Source organism: Streptomyces anthophorae (genome assembly GCF_049310305.1).
Lineage (GTDB): Bacteria > Actinomycetota > Actinomycetes > Streptomycetales > Streptomycetaceae > Streptomyces.
Genome location: NZ_JBLWQQ010000001.1, coordinates 4,784,989 through 4,806,057, shown reverse-complemented (window position 1 = coordinate 4,806,057; position 21,069 = coordinate 4,784,989). Strand labels below are relative to the sequence as shown.

At 70.8% G+C, this 21,069-nt stretch carries 19 protein-coding genes; 11 read left to right on the top strand and 8 right to left on the bottom strand.

Going from position 1 to position 21,069, the window contains the following annotated elements:
- Positions 1-35 precede the first annotated feature (35 nt).
- From ACNYS0_RS21905 to ACNYS0_RS21890, 4 genes are read left to right on the top strand one after another with little or no spacing between them, the layout of a single operon-like run.
- Complete coding sequence (locus ACNYS0_RS21905; protein WP_422476063.1) at positions 36-221, top strand: hypothetical protein; 186 nt, start codon at positions 36-38, stop codon at positions 219-221.
- Positions 218-865: a hypothetical protein gene (locus ACNYS0_RS21900; RefSeq protein ID WP_422476061.1), complete on the top strand. Its 648-nt coding sequence runs from the start codon at positions 218-220 to the stop codon at positions 863-865. The genes ACNYS0_RS21905 and ACNYS0_RS21900 overlap by 4 nt, the downstream gene beginning before the upstream one ends.
- 13 nt (positions 866-878) lie before the next feature.
- A complete protein-coding gene (locus ACNYS0_RS21895) occupies positions 879-1,730 on the top strand; it encodes a peptidoglycan-binding protein (protein WP_422476059.1) in 852 nt (283 codons plus the stop codon).
- 14 nt (positions 1,731-1,744) lie between these two features.
- Complete coding sequence (locus ACNYS0_RS21890) at positions 1,745-1,993, top strand: hypothetical protein (protein ID WP_326023931.1); 249 nt, start codon at positions 1,745-1,747, stop codon at positions 1,991-1,993.
- Between the two features lie 56 nt (positions 1,994-2,049).
- Here the strand turns inward: ACNYS0_RS21890 and ACNYS0_RS21885 are convergent, their stop codons facing one another.
- From ACNYS0_RS21885 to ACNYS0_RS21860, 6 genes are all read right to left on the bottom strand, one after another.
- On the bottom strand, positions 2,050-2,517 hold the full coding sequence (locus ACNYS0_RS21885) for a heat shock protein transcriptional repressor HspR (RefSeq protein WP_422476054.1): 468 nt from the start codon (positions 2,515-2,517) through the stop codon (positions 2,050-2,052).
- A gap of 5 nt (positions 2,518-2,522) precedes the next feature.
- Positions 2,523-3,710, bottom strand: coding sequence for a molecular chaperone DnaJ (gene dnaJ, locus ACNYS0_RS21880; RefSeq protein ID WP_422476052.1), 1,188 nt, complete (start codon positions 3,708-3,710; stop codon positions 2,523-2,525).
- Between the two features lie 36 nt (positions 3,711-3,746).
- On the bottom strand, positions 3,747-4,412 hold the full coding sequence (gene grpE / locus ACNYS0_RS21875) for a nucleotide exchange factor GrpE (RefSeq protein WP_422476050.1): 666 nt from the start codon (positions 4,410-4,412) through the stop codon (positions 3,747-3,749).
- Positions 4,409-6,265, bottom strand: a complete 1,857-nt coding sequence (gene dnaK / locus ACNYS0_RS21870) for a molecular chaperone DnaK (RefSeq protein ID WP_422476048.1) — start codon at positions 6,263-6,265, stop codon at positions 4,409-4,411. Before dnaK ends, grpE begins: the two co-directional genes overlap by 4 nt.
- A 181-nt stretch (positions 6,266-6,446) precedes the next feature.
- A complete protein-coding gene (locus tag ACNYS0_RS21865; protein ID WP_422476046.1) occupies positions 6,447-7,448 on the bottom strand; it encodes a glycosyltransferase family 4 protein in 1,002 nt (333 codons plus the stop codon).
- A 2-nt stretch (positions 7,449-7,450) separates the two neighbouring features.
- Complete coding sequence (locus tag ACNYS0_RS21860) at positions 7,451-8,278, bottom strand: NAD-dependent epimerase/dehydratase family protein (protein WP_422476044.1); 828 nt, start codon at positions 8,276-8,278, stop codon at positions 7,451-7,453.
- A 221-nt stretch (positions 8,279-8,499) separates the two neighbouring features.
- Between ACNYS0_RS21860 and ACNYS0_RS21855 the strand changes: the two genes are divergently transcribed.
- From ACNYS0_RS21855 to ACNYS0_RS21825, 7 genes are all read left to right on the top strand, one after another.
- Positions 8,500-10,782, top strand: a complete 2,283-nt coding sequence (locus tag ACNYS0_RS21855) for a (Fe-S)-binding protein (protein ID WP_422476042.1) — start codon at positions 8,500-8,502, stop codon at positions 10,780-10,782.
- Positions 10,783-10,973: 191 nt separating this feature from the next.
- Complete coding sequence (locus tag ACNYS0_RS21850) at positions 10,974-12,536, top strand: esterase (RefSeq protein ID WP_422476040.1); 1,563 nt, start codon at positions 10,974-10,976, stop codon at positions 12,534-12,536.
- 125 nt (positions 12,537-12,661) lie between these two features.
- The gene (locus ACNYS0_RS21845; protein WP_422476038.1) at positions 12,662-14,056 is read left to right on the top strand and encodes an FG-GAP-like repeat-containing protein; all 1,395 of its coding nucleotides are present in this window, start codon (positions 12,662-12,664) and stop codon (positions 14,054-14,056) included.
- 68 nt (positions 14,057-14,124) lie between these two features.
- Positions 14,125-15,306, top strand: coding sequence for an FG-GAP repeat domain-containing protein (locus ACNYS0_RS21840; RefSeq protein WP_422476036.1), 1,182 nt, complete (start codon positions 14,125-14,127; stop codon positions 15,304-15,306).
- 167 nt (positions 15,307-15,473) lie between these two features.
- On the top strand, positions 15,474-16,961 hold the full coding sequence (locus ACNYS0_RS21835; protein WP_422476034.1) for an FG-GAP-like repeat-containing protein: 1,488 nt from the start codon (positions 15,474-15,476) through the stop codon (positions 16,959-16,961).
- Between the two features lie 76 nt (positions 16,962-17,037).
- The gene (locus ACNYS0_RS21830; protein WP_422476032.1) at positions 17,038-18,477 is read left to right on the top strand and encodes an FG-GAP-like repeat-containing protein; all 1,440 of its coding nucleotides are present in this window, start codon (positions 17,038-17,040) and stop codon (positions 18,475-18,477) included.
- Between the two features lie 96 nt (positions 18,478-18,573).
- Positions 18,574-19,434, top strand: a complete 861-nt coding sequence (locus ACNYS0_RS21825) for a Yip1 family protein (RefSeq protein ID WP_422476030.1) — start codon at positions 18,574-18,576, stop codon at positions 19,432-19,434.
- Between the two features lie 78 nt (positions 19,435-19,512).
- Here the strand turns inward: ACNYS0_RS21825 and ACNYS0_RS21820 are convergent, their stop codons facing one another.
- Positions 19,513-20,019: a phosphoribosyltransferase gene (locus ACNYS0_RS21820; RefSeq protein ID WP_422476028.1), complete on the bottom strand. Its 507-nt coding sequence runs from the start codon at positions 20,017-20,019 to the stop codon at positions 19,513-19,515.
- Positions 20,020-20,030: 11 nt separating this feature from the next.
- Positions 20,031-20,606 carry a dCTP deaminase gene (dcd, locus tag ACNYS0_RS21815; RefSeq protein ID WP_385763353.1) on the bottom strand — a complete coding sequence of 192 codons (576 nt, stop codon included), beginning with the start codon at positions 20,604-20,606 and terminating at the stop codon, positions 20,031-20,033.
- Positions 20,607-21,069 lie beyond the last annotated feature (463 nt).

Here is a 21,069-nt window from a genome sequence, read left to right as displayed (position 1 = left end):
AGTACCGGCAACCACACCTACCCACGGAGTGCACCGTGTCGGACGTCTCCGATGAACCCACCCCCGTACAACCTCCCGACGCCCTCCTCCAGGAGCTCGCCGCCACCCGGGCCGCCGAGGCCGACCCCTACGAGGACCCGCCCCCGGCCGACCGGCAATCCGTCGGCGACGAACTCCTGACCGTCACGCTCGACCCGCCACCCGTTGAGGAGACCCCGTGAGCACCCAGTACACCCCGATCAGCTCCCTGCCCTACCCCCAGGCCACCGACCCCGCCGACCTCCCCGCCCATCTCAAGGCCCTCGCCGACACCATCGACCCCCGCCTCGTCATGCGTTTCCCGGACACCGCGACCCGCGACGCGAAGCTGGCCGCCCCGGTCGCCGGCATGATCGCCTGGATCGGCACCCCGGGCCGGATGATGTACTACACCGGCACCGGATGGCTGCCGCTCGCCCCGGTCCCGGTGTACCGGGTCAACGTCGACGACGGCGACACCGCCTCGACCACCTACGCCGAGACCCTCGCCAACGCCGCAGGTGACCCCATGACGGCGACGTTCACCGTCCCGGCGTCCGGCCAGGTCATCGTCACCGTAGGCAGCTACATCCGGTCGTCCGGCGCCTACTCCTCGTACATGTCGGCCAACATCCGCAACGCCTCCGGCACGGTCGTCCTGGCCGCCGACGACAACCGTTCCGCGGCATCCTCGCTCAACAGCCGCAGCTCGGTCTCCGCCCAGTTCCTCGTCACCGGCCTCGTCGTCGGCACGACCCACGCGGCGACCCCCGCCTACCGCTCCGGCAACGCCTCGAACACGGCCTACTTCGACACCCGCTTCATCCGCGTCGATCCCATCCCGTAAAAGAGGAGCCTCGGTGGCCACACCCCTGACCGCGTCCGCCTTCGCCCGCGTCCTGCGCGACGAGGGCGTGACCGTCCGCGAACACGCCAACTGGCAGTCCCACAACCGTAATCACAAGGGCGCGTGGGGTCCGGTCAACGGCGTCATGCTGCACCACACCGCCGGCCGCGACAGCCTCGCCCTCTGCCGCGACGGCACCGCCACCCTCCCGGGCCCGCTCTGCACGGGCCTCGTCGCGAAGGACGGCACCGTGCACCTGGTCGGCTACGGCCGCACCAACCACGCGGGCTCCGGCTCCGCCGCCACCTACGCGGCCGTACGCGCCGAACGAGCCCTTCCGTCCCCACCGGGCCCCGACTCCGTCGACGGCAACATCCATTTCTACGGCTTCGAGATCGAGAACCTCGGCAACGGGCAGGACCCCTACCCCTCGCCCCAACTCACCGCCGTCGAACGGCTCTCCGCCGCCCTGTGCCGCGTCCACGGCTGGACGGCGGCGAGCGTCATCGGCCACAAGGAGTGGACCCGCCGCAAGATCGACCCGTCGTTCTCGATGAGCGGCATGCGGACCCGGATCGACGCCCGCCTCGGTGTCCGCCCCACCCCGCCCCCGTCCTCCTGCGCCGAGTTCCCCGGCGCCGCCTTCTTCGTGCCGGGCCGCCGCAGCGCGCTGATCACGGCGGTCGGGCGGCGGCTCGTCGCGGAGGGCTGCGGGCGGTACCGGATCGGTCCTGGCCCGGAGTGGACCGAGGCCGACGTGGCCTCGTACGCGGCCTGGCAGCGCAGGCTCGGCTATACGGGCGCGGACGCCGACGGCGTTCCCGGCCGTACCAGCTGGGACAAGCTGCGCGTGCCGCGCGCATGAGAGGAGACGGAGGAGTGGGTGAACAGGTCGATGTGGCCCTGGAGTTGGAGCGTCTTCGACGCTCCGTCGACGTCGGCTTCGCCGCCACCCAGGGCAACCTGGCACTGGTACTGCAACGCGCCGACCAGACGGACAAGACCCTCGGCGAGCACGAGGACCGCCTCGACGCCCTCGAACGCTCCCGCTGGCCGCTGCCGTCCCTCGCGGCACTCACCTCGTGCGCCGCGCTGGTGATCGCGGTGTGGCAGTCGACGGGGAGATGAGGACATGTGAAGGGGCCCGGAGGTCGTGACCTCCGGGCCCCTTCACGCGCGTGCGCCTACTTGTCCTGCGACCGCCTGTTCTTCGGCCGCCACACCACCAGCGCGCTCGTCTGCTGGACCTCCTGGTACGGGACCAGGTCCCGGCGGTAGGAGGCGTGCACCGCCGCCTCGCGCTGCTGGATCGCGGAGGCCGCGCTCTCCACTGCCGAGGAGAGTTCGGCCACCCGGGACTGCAACGCGGCGACCTGGTTCTCCAGCTCGATGATGCGCTTGATGCCGGCGAGATTGATGCCCTCGGCCTGCGACAACTGCTGGACGGTGCGCAGCAGTTCGATGTCGCGGGCCGAGTAGCGGCGGCCGCGCCCGGCCGTGCGGTCGGGCGAGACCAGGCCGAGCCGGTCGTACTGGCGCAGGGTCTGCGGGTGCAGGCCGGACAGCTGTGCCGCCACTGAGATGACGTACACCGGCGTCTCGTCGGTCAGTTCGTACGGATTGCTGCGCCGACGACCCGGCTGCCCGTCCATCACCCTCACGCTCCCTTCGCGGCCTTGAACAGTTCTGCCCGCACGTCGGTGTCCTCAGTCGCCTTGCGGTACGACTCGAGGGCCGAGCGGGCGTCCTCCGAAAGGTCCTTGGGTACGTCCACCTCGACCGTCACCAACAGGTCTCCGCGCGTACCGTCCTTGCGGACGGCGCCCTTGCCGCGGGCCCGCATCGTCCGCCCGTTCGGCGTGCCCGGGGGCAGCTTCAGGGTGACCGGCGGGCCGCCGAGCGTGGGCACCTTGACCTCGCCGCCGAGCGACGCCTCGGTGAAGGTCACCGGGACGGTGACCGTGAGGTTGTCGCCCTTGCGGCCGAAGACCGGGTGGGCGTCGACGTGCACGACGACATACAGATCGCCCGCGGGGCCGCCCCGTTCACCGGGAGCGCCCTTGCCGCGGAGTCGGATGCGCTGGCCGTCGGAGACCCCCGCGGGGATCCTGACCTGCATGGTGCGGGAGGACTTGGCCCGCCCGCTGCCCTTGCAGCTGTCGCACGGGGTCTCGGCGATCAGGCCGCGGCCCTTGCAGTCCACGCACGGGTCGGTGAGGGAGAAGCCGCCACCGCCGCCCCGCGAGACCTGTCCGGTGCCGACGCAGGTCGGGCACACGCGCGGTGTGCCGTTCGCGTCGCCGGTGCCGGAGCACGCCTTGCAGGGGGCCTGGGAGGACATCCGCAGCGGGACCGTCGCCCCGTCCACCGCCTCGGTGAAGCTGAGCGTCACCTCGGACTCGATGTCCTGGCCCCGGCGCGGCTGGGTACGCGTGCCCGGGCCCGCGCCGCCCCGGTTGAACAGTCCGCCGAACACATCGCCGATGCCGCCGCCGAAGCCGCCCGGACCGCCCTGGCCCTGGGCGCCGCCTCCGAAGAGGTCGCCCAGGTCGAAGTTGAACGAGCCGTTGCCACCGGCGGCGCCGGGTCCCGGACGGAACCCGCCGCTGCCGAACAGGGCGCGCGCCTCGTCGTACTCCTTGCGCTTCTTGGGGTCACCGAGGATGTCGTTCGCCTCGGAGATCTCCTTGAAGCGCTCCTCCGCCTTGTCGTTGCCCTTGTTGGCGTCGGGGTGGTTCTCGCGGGCGAGCTTGCGGTACGCCTTCTTGATCTCGGCGTCGGTGGCGTCCTTCGGGACGCCGAGGACCTTGTAGTAGTCCTTCTCGATGAAGTCCTTGGTGCTCATCGGCCTCGACGTCCCTCCTTACCCGTGTGTGTGACGTCAGCCCTCTTCCGGGCCACCGTTCTCCTTCTCGGCATCCTTGTCGGCTGCCTCGTCCGCCTTCGCGCCCGGCTGCGGCTCGGCCACGGCCACCCGCGCGGGGCGGATGGTGCGCTCGCCGATCCGGTAACCCGGCTGAAGGATCGCCACGCAGGTCGTCTCGGTCACGTCCGGCGCGTAGGAGTGCATCAGGGCCTCGTGCACGGTCGGGTCGAAGGGCTCGCCCTCCTTGCCGAACTGCTGAAGGCCCATCTTCGCGGCGACCGTCTCCAGGGATTCGGCCACCGACTTGAAGCCGCCGACGAGCTCGCCGTGCTCACGGGCACGGCCGATGTCGTCGAGAACGGGAAGCAGCTCGGTCAGGAGGTTCGCGACGGCGATCTCCTTGACCGTGACGCGGTCCCGCTCCACACGGCGCCGGTAGTTCTGGTACTCGGCCTGAAGCCGCTGGAGGTCCGCGGTGCGCTCGTTGAGCGCGGTGCGCACCTGGTCCAGCTGTGCTGTCAGGGCCACATCCGAAGCGGAAGCGGCCGAGTCCCCGGCCGGGGCCGCCCCCTCGCCCTTGTCGGGCGAGGTGGCGGCCTTCGGCTCGGCGTCGTCAGGGGTGGCGCCGGAGGGGACGTCAGGCTCTTCGCTCTCGCTGAAGCCCGGGGTCTCCTCGGTCACGCGGCACCGTCCTTGCGGTCCTTGTCCTCGTCGACGATCTCGGCGTCGACGACGTCGTCGTCGGCCTTGGCGTCACCCTGCGGGGCGTCGGCACCCGGGGCCTCGGCGCCACCGGCGGCCTGGGCGTCGGCGTACATGGCCTGGCCCAGCTTCTGCGAGACGGCGGCGACCTTCTCGGTCGCGGTGCGGATCTCGGCCGAGTCGTCGCCCTTGAGCTTCTCCTTCAGCTCGGTGACGGCCTCCTCGACCTCGGTCTTGACCTCGGCGGGAACCTTCTCCTCGTTGTCCTTGAGGAACTTCTCCGTCTGGTAGACGAGCTGCTCGCCCTGGTTGCGGGACTCGGCGGCCTCGCGGCGGGCGTGGTCCTCGTCCGCGTACTTCTCGGCCTCTTCGCGCATCCGGTTGACCTCGTCCTTCGGCAGCGAGGAGCCACCGGTGACGGTCATCTTCTGCTCCTTGCCCGTGCCGAGGTCCTTGGCCGTGACGTGCATGATGCCGTTCGCGTCGATGTCGAAGGCGACCTCGACCTGCGGGACACCGCGCGGGGCCGGCGGCAGACCGGTCAGCTCGAACATCCCGAGCTTCTTGTTGTACGCCGCGATCTCGCGCTCGCCCTGGTAGACCTGGATCTGCACCGACGGCTGGTTGTCCTCGGCCGTCGTGAAGATCTCGGAGCGCTTCGTCGGAATCGTGGTGTTCCGCTCGATGAGCTTGGTCATGATGCCGCCCTTGGTCTCGATGCCGAGGGACAGCGGGGTGACGTCGAGGAGCAGGACGTCCTTGACCTCGCCCTTGAGGACACCGGCCTGGAGGGCGGCGCCGATGGCGACGACCTCGTCCGGGTTGACGCCCTTGTTGGCCTCGTTGCCCGCGGTCAGTTCCTTGACCAGCTCGGCGACGGCCGGCATACGGGTCGAGCCACCGACGAGAACGACGTGGTCGATCTCGGAGAGGTTGATGCCCGCGTCCTTGATGACGTTGTGGAACGGCGTCTTGCAGCGCTCCAGAAGGTCGGACGTGAGCTGCTGGAACTGGGCGCGCGTGAGCTTCTCGTCCAGGTGCAGCGGGCCCTCGGCGGACGCCGTGATGTACGGCAGGTTGATCGTGGTCTCCGTGGAGGAGGACAGCTCGATCTTCGCCTTCTCGGCGGCCTCGCGCAGGCGCTGGAGCGCCATCTTGTCCTTGCCCAGGTCCACGCCGTGGCCGTTGTTGAACTGCTTGACCAGGTAGTCGACGACGCGCTGGTCCCAGTCGTCACCGCCGAGCTGGTTGTCGCCGTTCGTGGCCTTCACCTCGACGACGCCGTCGCCGATCTCCAGGAGCGAGACGTCGAAGGTGCCGCCACCGAGGTCGAAGACCAGGATGGTCTGGTCGTCCTTGTCCAGGCCGTAGGCCAGGGCCGCGGACGTCGGCTCGTTGACGATGCGCAGGACGTTCATGCCCGCGATCTCGCCGGCTTCCTTCGTCGCCTGCCGCTCGGAGTCGTTGAAGTAGGCCGGGACGGTGATGACCGCGTCCGTGACCTTCTCGCCGAGGTAGGACTCCGCGTCGCGCTTCAGCTTCTGCAGGATGAACGCGGAGATCTGCTGCGGGTTGAAGTCCTTCCCGTCCAGGTCGATCTTCCAGTCGGTGCCCATGTGGCGCTTCACCGAGCGGATGGTCCGGTCCACGTTCGTGACCGCCTGGCGCTTGGCGACCTCGCCGACCAGAACTTCGCCGTTCTTCGCGAAAGCGACGACGGACGGCGTGGTCCTGGCGCCCTCGGCGTTCGCGATGACGGTGGGCTCACCGCCCTCCAGAACGCTGACGACGGAGTTAGTCGTGCCCAGGTCGATGCCGACCGCACGTGCCATTTCGATTCCTCCAGCTACCTACTTGAGTGGAACTGGCTCAAGACTGCAACACCCTCCCCCTCGGCGTCAACAGACCTGAGTCCCACCCACTCAAGTTTTATCCTGCCCTTATCGGCAAACCGCTGGAGACATGCCTCTGACCTGGGCTTTTAAGAGGCTTCGGAAGCTCGTACGGAGATGATTACGCTACGAGCGAGGCGTAGAGGCACTCGGTGCGCTCGGTCCAGACGGCTTCCCCGTACCGCTTCGCGTACACCGCGCGGCAGTGCTCCCGCAGCGTCGGGAAGACCTTGGCGGCCACGTCGAGCGCGTCGGGCAGCTGCGCGTCCGGGGTCGTGACCGTACCCGTGCCCTCGGACCGTACGGCACGCGGCACCGCCGACGCCCCGGCCCCCTCGAAGGCCAGCACCGGCAGCCCCGCCGCGAGCGCCTCCGCGTACACGAGCGGCACCGCCCTGCGCGCCTCACGCCCCGGCAGCACGAGCCCCCGGTACCCCGGCAGCGCCCGCCTCAGCTCCCCCCGCCCCACGGCCCCGCACATCCGCACCGACGCGGGCGCCGCCGCCCGGCACCGCGCCTCCAGCGGCCCCGTCCCGACCAGATCGAGCCGCTCACCCGCGGGCCAGCGGCGCAGCAGTTCCAGCACGCCCCGCTCCGGCGCGAGCCGCCCGACGCACACCCAGGCGTCGCCCGCCCCGCCGGGCCCGGCCGCGGCATCGGGTTCCGCTTCCGCTTCCGCGACGGTGGGCACGAAGTCGGACACCACGTCGAGGCGCTCCCGGGGCAGCCCGGCGCGCGCGCAGGCGTCCCGGCTCGCCTCCGAGAGGACCACGAGGCGGTCGGCCCGCCGCAGCAGCGGGTCCTGGCGCAGCCCGCCGCGCGCCGACCGCGGGAACGGCAGCCCGGCGAACCGTGTGCCCCGGTGGGGGCCGTGCCGCAGGGTGGCGACCATGGGGCCGGTCCAGTCGGCGACCCAGGCGCGGCCGAAGGCGGGGAACAGGTTGTGGACGTGCACGACGTCCGGGCCGAACGCCCGCAGTGTGGCGAGGGGGCCGCCGCCGCGGCCGTTCGCCGAGACGAGGCGCACCTCGTGCCCGGCGCGGGTGAGCGCGGCGACTTGGTCTAGGACGGCCTCGTCCTCGCCGCCGGGGGCGCCGAAACCGTGGACGACGGCGATCCTCATGGTCAGACCCCGGCCGCGGCGGTCGTGACCACGCCGAACGCGCCGCCCGCGTCGACGAGGGCGGCGTCCGCGATGTCGAGGAGCCCCAGCGTCGGCTCCCAGCCGGTGAGTTCCCGCAGGGGCCCGGGGTCGGGATCGTGCGCCTCCTCGTCCTCCCCCGCGCCCAGCTCCTCGTACGGGAGGAAGCGGAGCGGGGACGGGGAACCCGAGCGTTCGACGAGGACGCCCGCCAGGTCGGCGACGGCGGTCTCCTGCGTGCCGCAGACGTCGAAGACACGCCCGGGCGCGGCCGGCTCGGCGAGCAGTCGCAGCAGCGCGTCGACGGTGTCGGCGACGTGCGTGAGGCGGAGCCGCCGGGTGCCGTCGCCGTGGATGGTGAGCGGCAGGCCCGCGACGGCCTGTTCGGCGAGGCGCGGCACGACGGCGCCGGACGCGGACGACTGGCGCGGGCCGACGGTGTGCCGGAGGCGCACCAGAATCGTTTCCTCGCAGTGGGCCGGGCCGTCCCCGACGGCGAGCAGTCGGCGGCCGTGCCGCCGGGCGGCCTCGGCGACGGGGCCCGCGCCCTCGGCCGCCAGGTGGACCACCACCGCGCAGCGGCCCGCGAGTTCGTCGACGAGCCGGGCGTCGAGGGCCGAGCCGCGCACGAAGCGGAGCCGGGGGCTGGGCCAGGCGGCGGCGAGGTTGGCGCGGTCGCCCGTGGACAGGTCGTCGAGGACGACGACGGTGTGTCCCTGGGCGAGCAGCGCATCGGTGAGGTGCGAGCCGACGAGGCCCGCGCCTCCGGTGACCAGATAAGTGGAGGATGCAGTGGTCGACGGTGCGCTCATCCCCATAAGTTATTCCGTTATGTCCAAATATGGGGTGAATAACACGATCCGCTTTGGCGCCCCACACGGCCCCGCACAGGGGTACCTGGGCGACACAGATCACCAACCCGGCGACTACATTGCGTCCGGGTAAGTGGGTAGTCTCAGACGGACAACCTAAGTTACCGCTTAGTAATGACCGTCCCCGAGAAGACTTCCCTCGCAGGCCCGAGGAGCCCCCAATGCAACTCGCCGCGATCATCGTGTCGCTGGTTACGATCGTGGTCGGCGCGGCACTGTTCGTCCGTGCCCTCCTGCAGATCTACAACTTCATGCGGCTCGGTCAGAACGTACCCGCAGGTACTCGCACCGACGAACCCGTGCAGCGCACCGTCACCGTGGCCAAGGAGTTCCTCGGCCACACGCGCATGAACAAGTGGGGCATCGTCGGCGTCGCGCACTGGTTCGTGGCGGTGGGCTTCTTCTCGCTGCTGCTGACGATCGTCAACGCCATCGGCCAGCTGTTCCAGGCCGACTGGCTGCTGCCGATCATCGGTGAGTGGGCGCCGTACAACATCTTCGTCGAGTTCATCGGCACGATGACGGTCCTCGGCATCGCCGTCCTCATCGTGATCCGCCAGCTCAGCAAGCCGAACAAGGCGGGCCGCAAGTCCCGCTTCGCGGGCTCGAACTTCGGCCAGGCGTACTTCGTCGAGGCCGTCATCCTCATCGTCGGCGTCTGCATCTTCATGCTGCACGCCCTCGAAGGCGCCCAGCACCACGTCGACAGCTACGAGGCGTCGTTCTTCATCTCGTACCCCGTCGTCAACGCGCTGTCCGGCCTGGACGTCTCCACGCTCCAGACGCTCACCTACTTCTTCGCCGGTCTGAAGATCGCGACCTCGTTCATCTGGATGATCACGGTCGCCCTGAAGACCGACATGGGTGTCGCCTGGCACCGCTTCCTCGCGTTCCCGAACATCTGGTTCAAGCGCAACGCGGACGGCGACGTCTCGCTGGGCGCGCTGCTGCCGATGACCTCGGGCGGCAAGGAGATCGACTTCGAGGACCCGGGCGAGGACGACACCTTCGGCGTCTCCCAGGTCGAGCAGTTCTCCTGGAAGGGCCTGCTGGACTTCTCCACCTGCACCGAGTGCGGGCGTTGCCAGTCGCAGTGCCCCGCGTGGAACACCGGCAAGCCGCTCTCCCCGAAGCTGCTCATCATGTCGCTGCGCGACCACGCGCACGCGAAGGCCCCGTACCTGCTCGCCGGTGGCGGCAAGGACATGGAGGGCAACGAGAAGGCGACCGAGGAGCAGCTCAAGGACGTGCCCGCCGCCGCCCTCGCGGAGGCCGAGCGCCCGCTGATCGGCACGGTCGAGGAGAACGGCGTCATCGACCCGGACGTCCTGTGGTCCTGCACCACCTGCGGCGCCTGCGTCGAGCAGTGCCCGGTCGACATCGAGCACATCGACCACATCGTCGACATGCGCCGCTACCAGGTGATGATCGAGTCCGCGTTCCCGTCCGAGGCGGGCACGATGCTCAAGAACCTGGAGAAGAAGGGCAACCCCTGGGGCCTGGCGAAGAAGCAGCGCCTGGAGTGGCTCAAGGAGCTCGACTTCGAGGTGCCGGTCGTCGGCAAGGACATCGAGGACCTCACCGAGGTCGAGTACCTCTACTGGGTCGGCTGCGCCGGCGCCCTGGAGGACCGCGCGAAGAAGACCACCAAGGCCTTCGCCGAGCTGCTCAACATCGCGGGCGTCAAGTTCGCGATCATGGGCGGCGACGAGAAGTGCACCGGTGACTCCGCCCGCCGCCTCGGCAACGAGCCGCTGTTCCAGCAGCTCGGCCAGGAGAACGTCATGTCGCTGAACATGGCCTTCGGCGAGGAGTACGACGAGGACGGCAAGGTCACCGAGGAGTCCAAGAAGCCCCGGACCGCGAAGAAGATCGTCGCGACCTGCCCGCACTGCCTCAACACGATCGGCAAGGAGTACCCGCAGATCGGCGGGGATTACGAGGTAATCCACCACACGCAGCTGCTCCAGCACCTCGTCGACGAGGGCAAGCTGACGCCGGTCACGCCGGTCGAGGGCATCATCACGTACCACGACCCGTGCTACCTGGGCCGTCACAACAAGATCTACTCCCCGCCGCGCGAGATCATCGCCAGCGTCCCGGGCGTCCGCAACGAGGAGATGCACCGCCACAAGGAGCGCGGCTTCTGCTGCGGCGCCGGTGGTGCGCGGATGTGGATGGAGGAGCGGATCGGCAAGCGCATCAACAACGAGCGCGTCGACGAAGCCCTCTCGCTCAACCCGGACATCGTCTCCACCGCCTGCCCGTTCTGCCTCGTCATGCTGACCGACTCGGTCAACGGCAAGAAGAACGACGGCAAGGCCAAGGAGTCCGTCACGGTCGTCGACGTCGCCCAGCTGCTGCTCGACTCCGTCAAGACGCCGGTCGACCCGGCGGGCGAAGCGGAGACCGAGGACGCTCCGGAGCCCGAGCCGGTGAAGTAACTCCCGTCCCCGTACGTCGATTTGGGCGCCCCGTTCCTGGAACCTCCTGGACCGGGGCGCCCACTTCTTTTGTTGCGTCCCGTACAACCCTTCCGGCCGATCCCGTGTCAAACGGTGCGCCGGACAAGGAACGGGCCCTTTCCGGCCATCCCCCCGCGCTGCCCGGTCTTCCTTCAGCCAAGGAGCCGCACGTGCGCAAGAACCGTCCGGCCGCCCTCGCGGCGGCCTCGTTCCTTCTTCTCGCCGGTACGTACATCGCCGCCGCCCCGGCCGCCTACGCGGGCACACCGGGGAGCACCCGCGCCAACGACCGCAACACCGACTTCAACGGCGACGGCTACGACGACGTGCTCGTCGGCGCCCCCGGGGCCACCGTCGGCGGGCAGGCCGGGGCCGGGCTCGTCACCGTCCAGTACGGCGCCGCGAGCGGGATGGGGACCTCCCGCTCCGCCGTCCTCAGCCAGAACACGACCGGCGTGCCGGGCGCCGCCGAGAAGGGCGACGCGTTCGGGCAGGCCGTCGCCACCGGTGACCTCGACGGCGACGGCTACGACGACGCGATCGTCGGCGCGCCCGGCGAGGACCTCGGCACGGTGACCGACTCGGGCGGCGGCGTCGTCCTGTGGGGCACGCCCAGGGGCCTGTCCGGCAGCGCCAGCACGGGCCTTGAAGCCGACGAGCCCGCCACCGGCGGCAAGTTCGGCCAGTCGCTCGCCGCCGCCCGGTTCACCGACGGCGGCGACGGCGACCTGCTCGCCGTCCTCGACTCGGTCGGCCTCGCGATCTTCCGCTACGAGGCCGCACCCACCGCCAGATCCACCACCGGGGCGGCGGCGAAGCACCTGGTCCGCGACTCCCGGACCGACTTCGCGCCCACGGCACCGAAGGCCAAGGCCCCCAAGGGCAAGGCGCCGACCGCCACCGCACGCGCCGCCACCCTCGCCGCGCCGACCGGCATCCAGCCCAAGTCCCTGACCACCGGCGACTACGACGCCAACGGCTTCGCCGACCTCGTTGTCTCCGGCCTCTCGGTCGGCGACGAGTCCGGCGACGGCTGGTCGTACGTCATCCCCGGCACCGCCTCCGACGCCGACCCGCTGCCGAACCTCACCCTGCGCGGCGGCCCCGTCGCCGCCTCCGGGGACGTCAACGGCGACGGCAAGGACGACCTCGTCACCGGCGAGCCCAACAGCCCCGACGACGGCGGCCCCTGGACGACCGGCGGCATGGTCGGCGTCCACTACGGCTCGGACTCGGGCCTCACCGGCGAACCGCAGTGGTGGACGCAGGACTCCGACGGCGTGCCCGGCACCGCCGAGAAGGGCGACGCCTGGGGCGGCGACCTGTCCGTCGGCGACACCAACGGCGACGGGTACGCCGACGTCGCGATCGGCGCGCCCGGCGAGGACATCGGGACGGTCGCCGACGCGGGCGCCGTGACGGTGATGCGGGGGACGACCCTCGGCCTGCGGACCAGCGATGTGCGGGACTTCAACCAGAACTCGGCGGACGTCCCCGGCGCAGCCGAGAAGGGCGACAAGTTCGGCGGCCAGGTCTCCTTCACCGACCCGAACGACGACGGCCGGTTCGGCCTCCTCGCGGCGGCGCCCGGCGAGAACACCAACGACGGTGTGGTGTGGGTGTTCTCCGCGGGGTCCGGTGGGGTCACGGCAGCCGGGTCGTGGACGTACGGGGCGGGAGCGCTGTCCGCTCCGTCCCTGGACGCACGGTTCGGCGCCGCGATCGACGACTGACCGACGACTGCTCGACGACGGGGGCCGGCTCACCGCGTACAACCATTCACCGGCCCCCAGCCGTCACACCAGCGGATCACTGAGAACAACCGAGTACAACTGCCTCACCCAACGCTGGAGTTGACGTGCGCCTCAAGAAACTCGCCATGGCCGCCGGGGTGGCCGCCCTCGCCGCGGGCGGCCTCACCCTCCCCCTCGCGGGGACCGCGACCGCCGCGACGAACCTCAAGGACGACTTCAACGGCGACGGGTACCGCGACCTCGCCATCGGCACGCCCAAGGCCAACGCCGTGACGGTGACGTTCGGTTCGGCCTCCGGCGTGAGCACCGGAAAGGCCGTCACGATCACGCAGGAGACCTCCGGCATACCCGGAACCACCGAGAAGGAGGACGAGTTCGGCGAGAACGTCACCAGCGGCGACGTCAACGGCGACGGATACGCCGACCTGATCGTCGGCGCCCCCGGCGAGCAGGTCACCGACTGGGCGAGCGGCTCGCTGAACGTCGTGTGGGGCGGCCCGAACGGCTTCACCAAGGGCGCCACCGTCTACCACGCGCCCTCCGCCGACGACCGGCGCTTCGGCGAGAGCGCCGTCTTCGTCGACCTCGACGGCGACGACCACGCGCAGCTCGCCGTCGTCAGCGCCAAGAAGTACTGGTGGTACTCCGACTCCAACAAGCCCGAGGACGCCTACGCGCCCGAGGTCGAGTTCGTACCCGCCGACGTGACCCTGGAGGGCCTCACCGCCGACCAGTTCCACGGCACGGGCGTCGGCAGGACGTACACCTACGTCCTCTACGGCAAGCACGCCGACGGCAGCCCCTACACGGGATGGGTCAACGGCGGCCCCGGCGACATCGGCTACTACTCCGGGCGCATCGACGGTCAGTTCGCCGGCTCCACCACCGAGGCCGCCGCGACCGGCGACGTGAACTGCGACGGCTACCCCGACCTGGTCACCGGCCAGGCGGCGGACAACTCGATCTGGGTGTTCTACGGCGGATCCACCATCTTCACCGACGAGATGGAGGGCATGGACAAGGTCACCCAGGACAGCGACGGGGTGCCGGGAGCGAGCGAGGCCGAGGACCGGTTCGGCGCGTCCGTGGCCGTCGGCGACGTGGACGGCGACGGCTGCGACGACGTCGCGGTCGGCGCGCCCGGCGAGACCGTCAACGGGGTCGAGGGCACCGGCTCCGTCGTCCTCCTCAAGGGCGGCAAGGGCTACATCAGCGCGGGCCGCTCCTACCACCAGGACACCGCCGGGGTGCCGGGCGTCGCGGAGCCGGGCGACCGCTTCGGGTCGACCGTACGGCTGAAGGACATCAACGGCGGCGGCCGCGCGGACCTCTCCGTCGCCGCGTCCGGCGAGGACATCGGCCCGGCCGCCGACGCGGGCGCCGTCACGGTGCTGCGGGGCTCGGCGCCGTACCCGACGACGACGGGCGTGACCTCGTTCAACGGCGCGGACTTCGGCCTGCCCGGCGCGGGCATCCAGTTCGGCACGTCCCTGCGCTGACGGCCCCGTCCCCCGCCCTGCCATCATGTGGACGTTGTGAACTCATGGGACGGGCGGGGGCTTTGTTGATGCCGGATCACATACGAAGAAGCGGCGGGGCGCTGTGCGCCGTGCTGCTCGCCGCCGCGCTCACCGCGTGCGGCAGCCACGACGACGGCGCCGTGCGCCGCCCCGCGACCGTGGCGGGCAAGCAGCACCGGAGCGCGCCGCTGCCGATCCCGCGCGGCAAGGGCAGCAAGGTCCCCAGCGACTTCAACGGCGACGGCGCCCCCGACCTCGTCATCGACGACCTCGCGCACGACGGGCTCGGCGACGACCCCGGCATCGGCGTCGTCTACGGGCGCAAGGGCCACGGACTCGTCTTCGCCACCCGGCAGTTGCTGACCCCGGCGAAGTACGCGGCACGGACCAAGGGGCGGGCCCCGGCGACGTTCGCCTCGGAGGCGAGCTGCGACCTCGACCGGGACGGCTACGCCGACCTCGTGGTCTCCACCGACCCTCCGTACGACGGCCAGGGCATGCCGCCCGTCCCGCTCCAGATCCTCTTCGGCTCGCCCACCGGGATCTCCGGCAAGGGCGTCACGCTGAAGATCCCCGCGCGGGCCCGCTTCGGCAACGAGTGGCCGGACCAGCCGGTGTGCGGGGACTTCGACGGCGACGGCCGGGACGACCTGGTGGTGCACGCGAGCGGCGGCCGCCTCAGCGTCCTGCCCGGCCCCTTCACCCGCGCGGGCGCCCCGCGCGGCACGGCCGGCATCGCCCAGGCCGGCGGCAACGTGCCGACCGGCCCCGCGGCCGACCTGAACGGCGACGGCGCCGACGACGTGCTGGTCCGCGCCCACGCGGGCACGGCCCGCTCCTCGGTCGCCCTGGGCGGGCCGAACGGCTTCACGAAGGGCGCCACCTACCCCTCCGGCACGGCAGCCGCGGCCGGGCGCTTCGGGGTGGCGGTGCTCGGCAAGGACGGACTGCGCCTGGGCGGGCGGGCGCTCGACGTCACCGGGGGCCGGCTGCTGCCGGCCGGCCGCGACGTACTCGTCTCCGACGCCGACACCACGTACCTGATCCACGCGGGCAAGGCCCACCGCCTCCCGGCGAAGGGCCACGCGATCGCCGCGGCGGACTACGACGGCGACGGCCACATCGACGCGGCCCTCCAGTCGGCCACCCCCGACCGCCTGACCATCGTCCCCAGCTCCACGCGGAGCCCCCGCCACCCCGCCTTCACCACCCGCGACTTCACGGACTGACTCGAGAAACCCGACCGCTTCCCCGTACAACCCTCCTGCCCCACCAACGGTCTCCTGTTAGCCGAACGCGGCGTCATGCCCGGGTCAACTCCCGGCGAACGCCCCGCGAACGGCACCCCGTTGACGGGACACCCGCCAGGCGTCCCCTTCCCGCAGGAGCCAACCGAATGGCCAAGCACAGACGCACGCCCGCCCCTTCCCCGACTCGTCTCCGCCTCGCCATGGCCACTGCCACGGCAGCCGCGCTGACCGGCGGGGTCTTCGTCGCCACGGCGGGGACCGCGACCGCGGCCACCCCGGGCGTCACCGCCGCCGACGCCGACTTCAACGGTGACGGCCTCGCCGACGTCGCGGTCTCCGCGCCCACCGCCTACGTGAACGGGCACGGCGGGGCCGGCCAGGTCAGCGTCCTGTACGGCGGCACCGGCAAGCACGCCACCATCAGCCAGAACACCGCAGGCGTCCCCGGCACCGCCGAGACGAGGGACAACTTCGGCTACGACACCGCCTACGGCGACTTCGACGGCGACGGCTACGACGACCTCGCCGTCAGCGCCCCCGCCGAGGACGTCGGCAGCGACACCGACGGCGGCACCGTGGCCGTCCTGTGGGGCTCGGCCTCCGGCCTGACCAGCGGCACGACGATCACCGACCCGCGGGCGTCCTCCCACGACTTCTTCGGCTCCTCCCTCCAGGCCGGCGACTTCGACGGCAACGGCAAGGACGACCTGGCCGTCGCCAGCCCCAGCTCCTCCACCGTCGACGTGATCCGCGGCGGTGCCCGCAGCGGCTCCATGGGCGGCGCGTACAAGGTCACCACCCCGGTCCAGACCGGCTCCGACGGCGTAGGCGTCATGAACCTGCACTCCGGCGACGTCAACGGCGACGGAAGGACCGACCTGATCGCGGACGGCTTCGAGGCCGACTCCGAGACGGGCTGGAACGCCAACTTCTACCTGCCCGGCACCGACTCCGGCGTCCGGTCCACCGGCGCCGTCAAGCTGCCCGCGGGCATCATCACCGACGTCGGCGACGTCGACGGCGACGGATACGGCGACGTCATCGCCGGGATGTCCTGGGACGACGACACCGGCGTCCCCGGGGCCCAGCTGGGCGGCGCCGTCAAGATCGTCCACGGCAGCGCGTCCGGCCCGGTCGTCTCCGACGTCCAGACCATCGACCAGGACACCTCCGGCGTCCCCGGCGGCGGCGAGAAGGGCGACGGGTTCGGCGGCGAGCTCGACCTCGGCGACGTCAACGGCGACGGCCACCTCGACCTCGTCGTGGGCGCCGACGGCGAGAACATCGACGGCGTGACCGACGCCGGCGCCGTCACCGTCCTGTACGGAGCCGCGGACGGCTCCGGCATCACGGGCGCGGGCTCCAAGATTCTCAGCCAGAACACTCCTGGCGTGCCCAACTCCAGCGAGAAGAGCGACCAGTTCGGCTCCGACGTCCACGTCGACGACCTCGACGGCGACGGCCGCGGCGACGTCGTGGTGGGCGCCAACGGCGAGAACGGCTTCAACGGCGCCGTCTACCCCCTTCAGTCCCGCACGGACGGCACCCTGTCGTCCTCCGCCGGCATCTACACCTCGACGCTCGGCATCTCCGCAACCGGCCAGCCCCAGCTCGGCGTCAACTTCGCCGACTGACGCCCCGGTTCACCGGCGGACCTGAGCAGTCGGCTCAGGTCCGCTCCACCCCCGCGCCGACCCCCGGAGCCACGGCTTGCCCCTGCACAGAAGCCTTTCCCGCCTGCTCGCAACGGCCCTCACCAGTGGGCTCCTCCTCACCGCGGTCGCACTGGCCCCCACCGCGAGCGCGACCCCGGCCACAGACCGCACCGCTCCCGACTTCAACGGCGACGGCTACCCCGACCTGGTCTCCTCCGCCCATGCCGCCACCGTCGGCTCCGCGAGCCGCGCGGGTGCCGTCGTCGCCCTCTACGGCTCGGCCACCGGCGTCGGCTCCGGCCACCGCAAGGTGATCAGCCAGAACACGTCCGGCGTGCCCGGCGTCGCGGAGAAGTACGACCTGTTCGGCGCCGCCACCGCCACCGCCGACTTCAACGGTGACGGCTACACGGACCTCGCCGTCGGCACCCCCGGCGAAGATGTCGACGACGACACCGACGGCGGCACGGTCGTCATCCTGTGGGGCTCGGCGAACGGCCTGACCCAAGGCACCACGGTCTCCGACCCGTCCCGAAGCTCCCACGACTCGTACGGACAGGCCCTGGCCGCGGGCGACTTCGACGGCGACGGCGACATCGACCTGGCCGTCGGCAGCACCAGTTCCACCGTCACCTTCCGCGAGGGCCCCTTCACCACGTCCGGTTCCAGCGGCGGCAGTTCGACCCTCGCCACGGACCTGCACGAGTGGAACTCCAGCGTGCGCGCCCTCGCGGCGGGCGATGTGAACGGCGACGGCACGGACGACCTCGCGGTCGACGGACAGAACATCGGCCACCTCTACCAGAGCGGCGCCGACGGCCTGACCCCCGCCGTACGGACGGAGGGCACCGACGGGCAGTTCCGTCACGGCCTCGCTTTCGGTGACGTCACCGGCGACGGCTACGACGACTTCGTCTACGGCGACATGCTCGACCTCAACTCCTCGAACCAGGGCGGCGGCAGCGTGAACCTGTATCGCGGCGGCCCGGACGGTGTCGGCGGCGCCAAGCCCCAGCACATCGACCAGAGCACCCAGGGCGTCCCCGGGGTGGACGAGTACGAGGACGCGTTCGGCGGCGCCGTCTCAGTCGGCGACATCGACGGAGACGGCTGCGCGGATGTCGCGGTCGGCGTCTCCGACGAGATCATCGGCACCGCCGAGACCACCGGCGAAGTCGTCGTCCTGCGCGGCGGCCCGGCCGGCCTGACCACATCCGGCATCCAGGTCTTCCACCAGAACACCAGCGGCGTCCCCGGCACCAACGAGGACGGCGACCGCTTCGGCTGGGCCGTGTCCCTCGACGACGTCGACAACGACAGCCACGCCGACCTGTTCATCGGGTCCCAGCACGAGAACGCAGGCAACGGCTCCCTCACCTACCTGAAGGGCCGCTCCTCCGGCATCACCACAAGCGGTGCCGCCGCCTTCGGCCCGAGCACCGTCGGCGTGTCCACCGCGGGCGCCCCCGCGTTCGGCGCGACGCTCGCCCCCTAAGTGGCCCCCGTAAGGGATGTCACAGGTCAGCCGCAATGCCGGGCCCGACCCCCGGGCCCGGCATTCCGTTCATGGAAACCAGGTACGTTCGAGTACGTGGCTGGATTCAGGAACGGACGCGGCCGGGACAACCGCGAAGCGCCCCAGGGGCACCCTCCGTACGGGCCCCCTCAGCAGCAGCACGGGTACGGGCAGCAGCAACAACAGCACCGGCAGCAGTGGCCGCAGGCGAACGGCGGGCACGGCGAGCCGGAGTACTTCGGCGACCCGAACGCGCCGCGCGCCCACGACCCGTACGCCGCGAACAACCCCGGCCACACCCAGGCCTTCTCGGTGAACCCCGGCGACGACCCGTACGCGTACGGCCAGGGCTCCACCTACCAGGCGGGCGCGCCGGGCCCGTCCGGTCCCGTCGGACCCCGCCTGCACTGGAAGCCGCTGCTCTCCGGAGTCGTCCTGCGCCCCTCGGCGACGTATCTCCAGATGCGTGACTACGCGATGTGGGGCCCTGCCCTGATCGTCACGTTCCTCTACGGACTCCTGGCGATCTTCGGCTTCGACGGCGCCCGCGAGGACGTCATCAACGCCACGATGTCCTCCGCGATCCCCTACGTCCTGACGACCGGCATCGCGATCACGGTCAGCTTCTTCGTGCTCGGCGTGGTCACCCACACCCTGGCCCGCCAGCTCGGCGGCGACGGCGCCTGGCAGCCCACGGTCGGCCTGTCCATGCTGATCGCCTCGCTCACCGACACCCCGCGCCTGGTCTTCGGCATGTTCCTCGGCGGCGACGCGATGTTCGTCCAGCTCATCGGCTGGGCGACGTGGGTCGCGGCGGGCGCGCTGCTGACCACGATGGTCTCCAAGTCCCACGACCTGCCCTGGCCGAAGGCGCTCGCGGCCTCGGCGATCCAGCTGATCGCCCTGCTCTCGATCATCAAGCTGGGCACGTTCTGACACGTCCCGGCACACGCCGTCCGGCACACGAAATGAGGGGCCCCGCAGGGCCCCTCATTTCGTACGTCCGGCGCACGCTCAGGCGTCGAGGACCTGGCCCTCGCGCTTCACGACGGGCGGTTCAACACTCCACGGGAAGTTGATCCACTCATCGGTGCGCTTCCACACGTACTCGCACTTCACGAGTGAGTGGGACTTCTCATAGACCACGGCCGAGCGGACCTCCGCCACGGTGTCGAGGCAGAAGTCGTGGACGAGCTTCAGGGTCTTGCCGGTGTCCGCGACGTCGTCGGTGATCAGGACCTTCTTGTCGCTGAAGTCGATCGCGTTGGGGACCGGCGCGAGCATGACCGGCATCTCGAGCGTGGTGCCGACGCCCGTGTAGAACTCCACGTTCACCAGGTGGATGTTCTTCACGTCCAGCGCGTACCCGAGCCCGCCGGCGACGAAGACGCCGCCGCGCGCGATGCTCAGGATGATGTCCGGCTGGTACCCGTCGTCGGCGATGGTCTGCGCGAGTTCGCGCATGGCGACCCCGAACTTCTCGTACGTGAGGTTCTCGCGCTCGGGGCTGACGTCACTCATGTCGCTGCTGCTCACACCTGGGTCCGATGGAAGTTGAGGAAGGAACGGGAGGCCGTCGGGCCGCGCTGTCCCTGGTAACGCGAACCGTAGCGCTCGCTGCCGTACGGGAACTCGGCGGGTGACGACAGCCGGAACATGCACAGCTGGCCGATCTTCATGCCGGGCCACAGCTTGATGGGGAGCGTCGCGAGGTTCGACAGCTCCAGCGTCACGTGGCCGCTGAAGCCGGGGTCGATGAAGCCCGCCGTGGAGTGGGTCACCAGGCCGAGGCGGCCGAGCGAGCTCTTGCCCTCGAGGCGCGAGGCGAGGTCCTCGGGCAGGGAGATGACCTCGTACGTGGAGGCGAGCACGAACTCACCGGGGTGCAGGATGAAGGGCTCGTCGCCTTCCGGCACCACCATCCGCGTCAGCTCCGACTGTTCGACGCTCGGGTCGATGTGCGGGTACTTGTGGTTCTCGAACACCCGGAAGTAGCGGTCGAGCCGCACATCGATGCTCGACGGCTGCACCATGGATTCGTCGTAAGGATCGATGCGGACCCGTCCGGCGTCGATCTCGGCCCGGATGTCCTTGTCTGAGAGAAGCACGTAGCGAGGATACGCAGTGGGCGCGGGCCCGCCACAATCGGCGGGGCCCGCGCCCACTGTCACTGGTGCCGCTTACCGCTCGTCCGGTCCCACAGGAACGGCGTGCCGAAGTCGCGCGCACCGCGGACACCGAATCAGCCGGCTGGGACCGAGGCGGTCCGCCTGCTGCATCGGGAACGAAGCGGTGCTGAACACGTGCCCTTCGGCACATCGGACGACGGTGCGATCCATCGAGTCCATCAAGTCCCGGAGTCCCTTCCCCACGGAGCCATTGGGCCAGTTTCCTGACCGACGACGAAAAGCAACATTACGGGATGAAAGGGACGCCAATCCAGGCGGCACCCCGAGGTGAATCGTCCTCGGCCGGAGTTCCCACCGTACGCTTCAACTCCCTTCACCCGCAGTCACTTCCAGCCCCCACAACGCAGCCGGGCCCCGGCGCTTCAGCGTCCGGGGCCCGGCA

Bases quoted from the DNA above. Each gene is read 5' to 3' on its own strand.
- ACNYS0_RS21885 (WP_422476054.1), bottom strand. From the start codon at position 2,517: ATGGACGGGCAGCCGGGTCGTCGGCGCAGCAATCCGTACGAACTGACC.
- dnaJ (WP_422476052.1), bottom strand. From the start codon at position 3,710: ATGAGCACCAAGGACTTCATCGAGAAGGACTACTACAAGGTCCTCGGC.
- dnaK (WP_422476048.1), bottom strand. From the start codon at position 6,265: ATGGCACGTGCGGTCGGCATCGACCTGGGCACGACTAACTCCGTCGTC.
- ACNYS0_RS21865 (WP_422476046.1), bottom strand. From the start codon at position 7,448: ATGAGGATCGCCGTCGTCCACGGTTTCGGCGCCCCCGGCGGCGAGGAC.
- ACNYS0_RS21860 (WP_422476044.1), bottom strand. From the start codon at position 8,278: ATGAGCGCACCGTCGACCACTGCATCCTCCACTTATCTGGTCACCGGA.
- ACNYS0_RS21855 (WP_422476042.1), top strand. From the start codon at position 8,500: ATGCAACTCGCCGCGATCATCGTGTCGCTGGTTACGATCGTGGTCGGC.
- ACNYS0_RS21840 (WP_422476036.1), top strand. From the start codon at position 14,125: ATGCCGGATCACATACGAAGAAGCGGCGGGGCGCTGTGCGCCGTGCTG.
- ACNYS0_RS21835 (WP_422476034.1), top strand. From the start codon at position 15,474: ATGGCCAAGCACAGACGCACGCCCGCCCCTTCCCCGACTCGTCTCCGC.
- ACNYS0_RS21820 (WP_422476028.1), bottom strand. From the start codon at position 20,019: ATGAGTGACGTCAGCCCCGAGCGCGAGAACCTCACGTACGAGAAGTTC.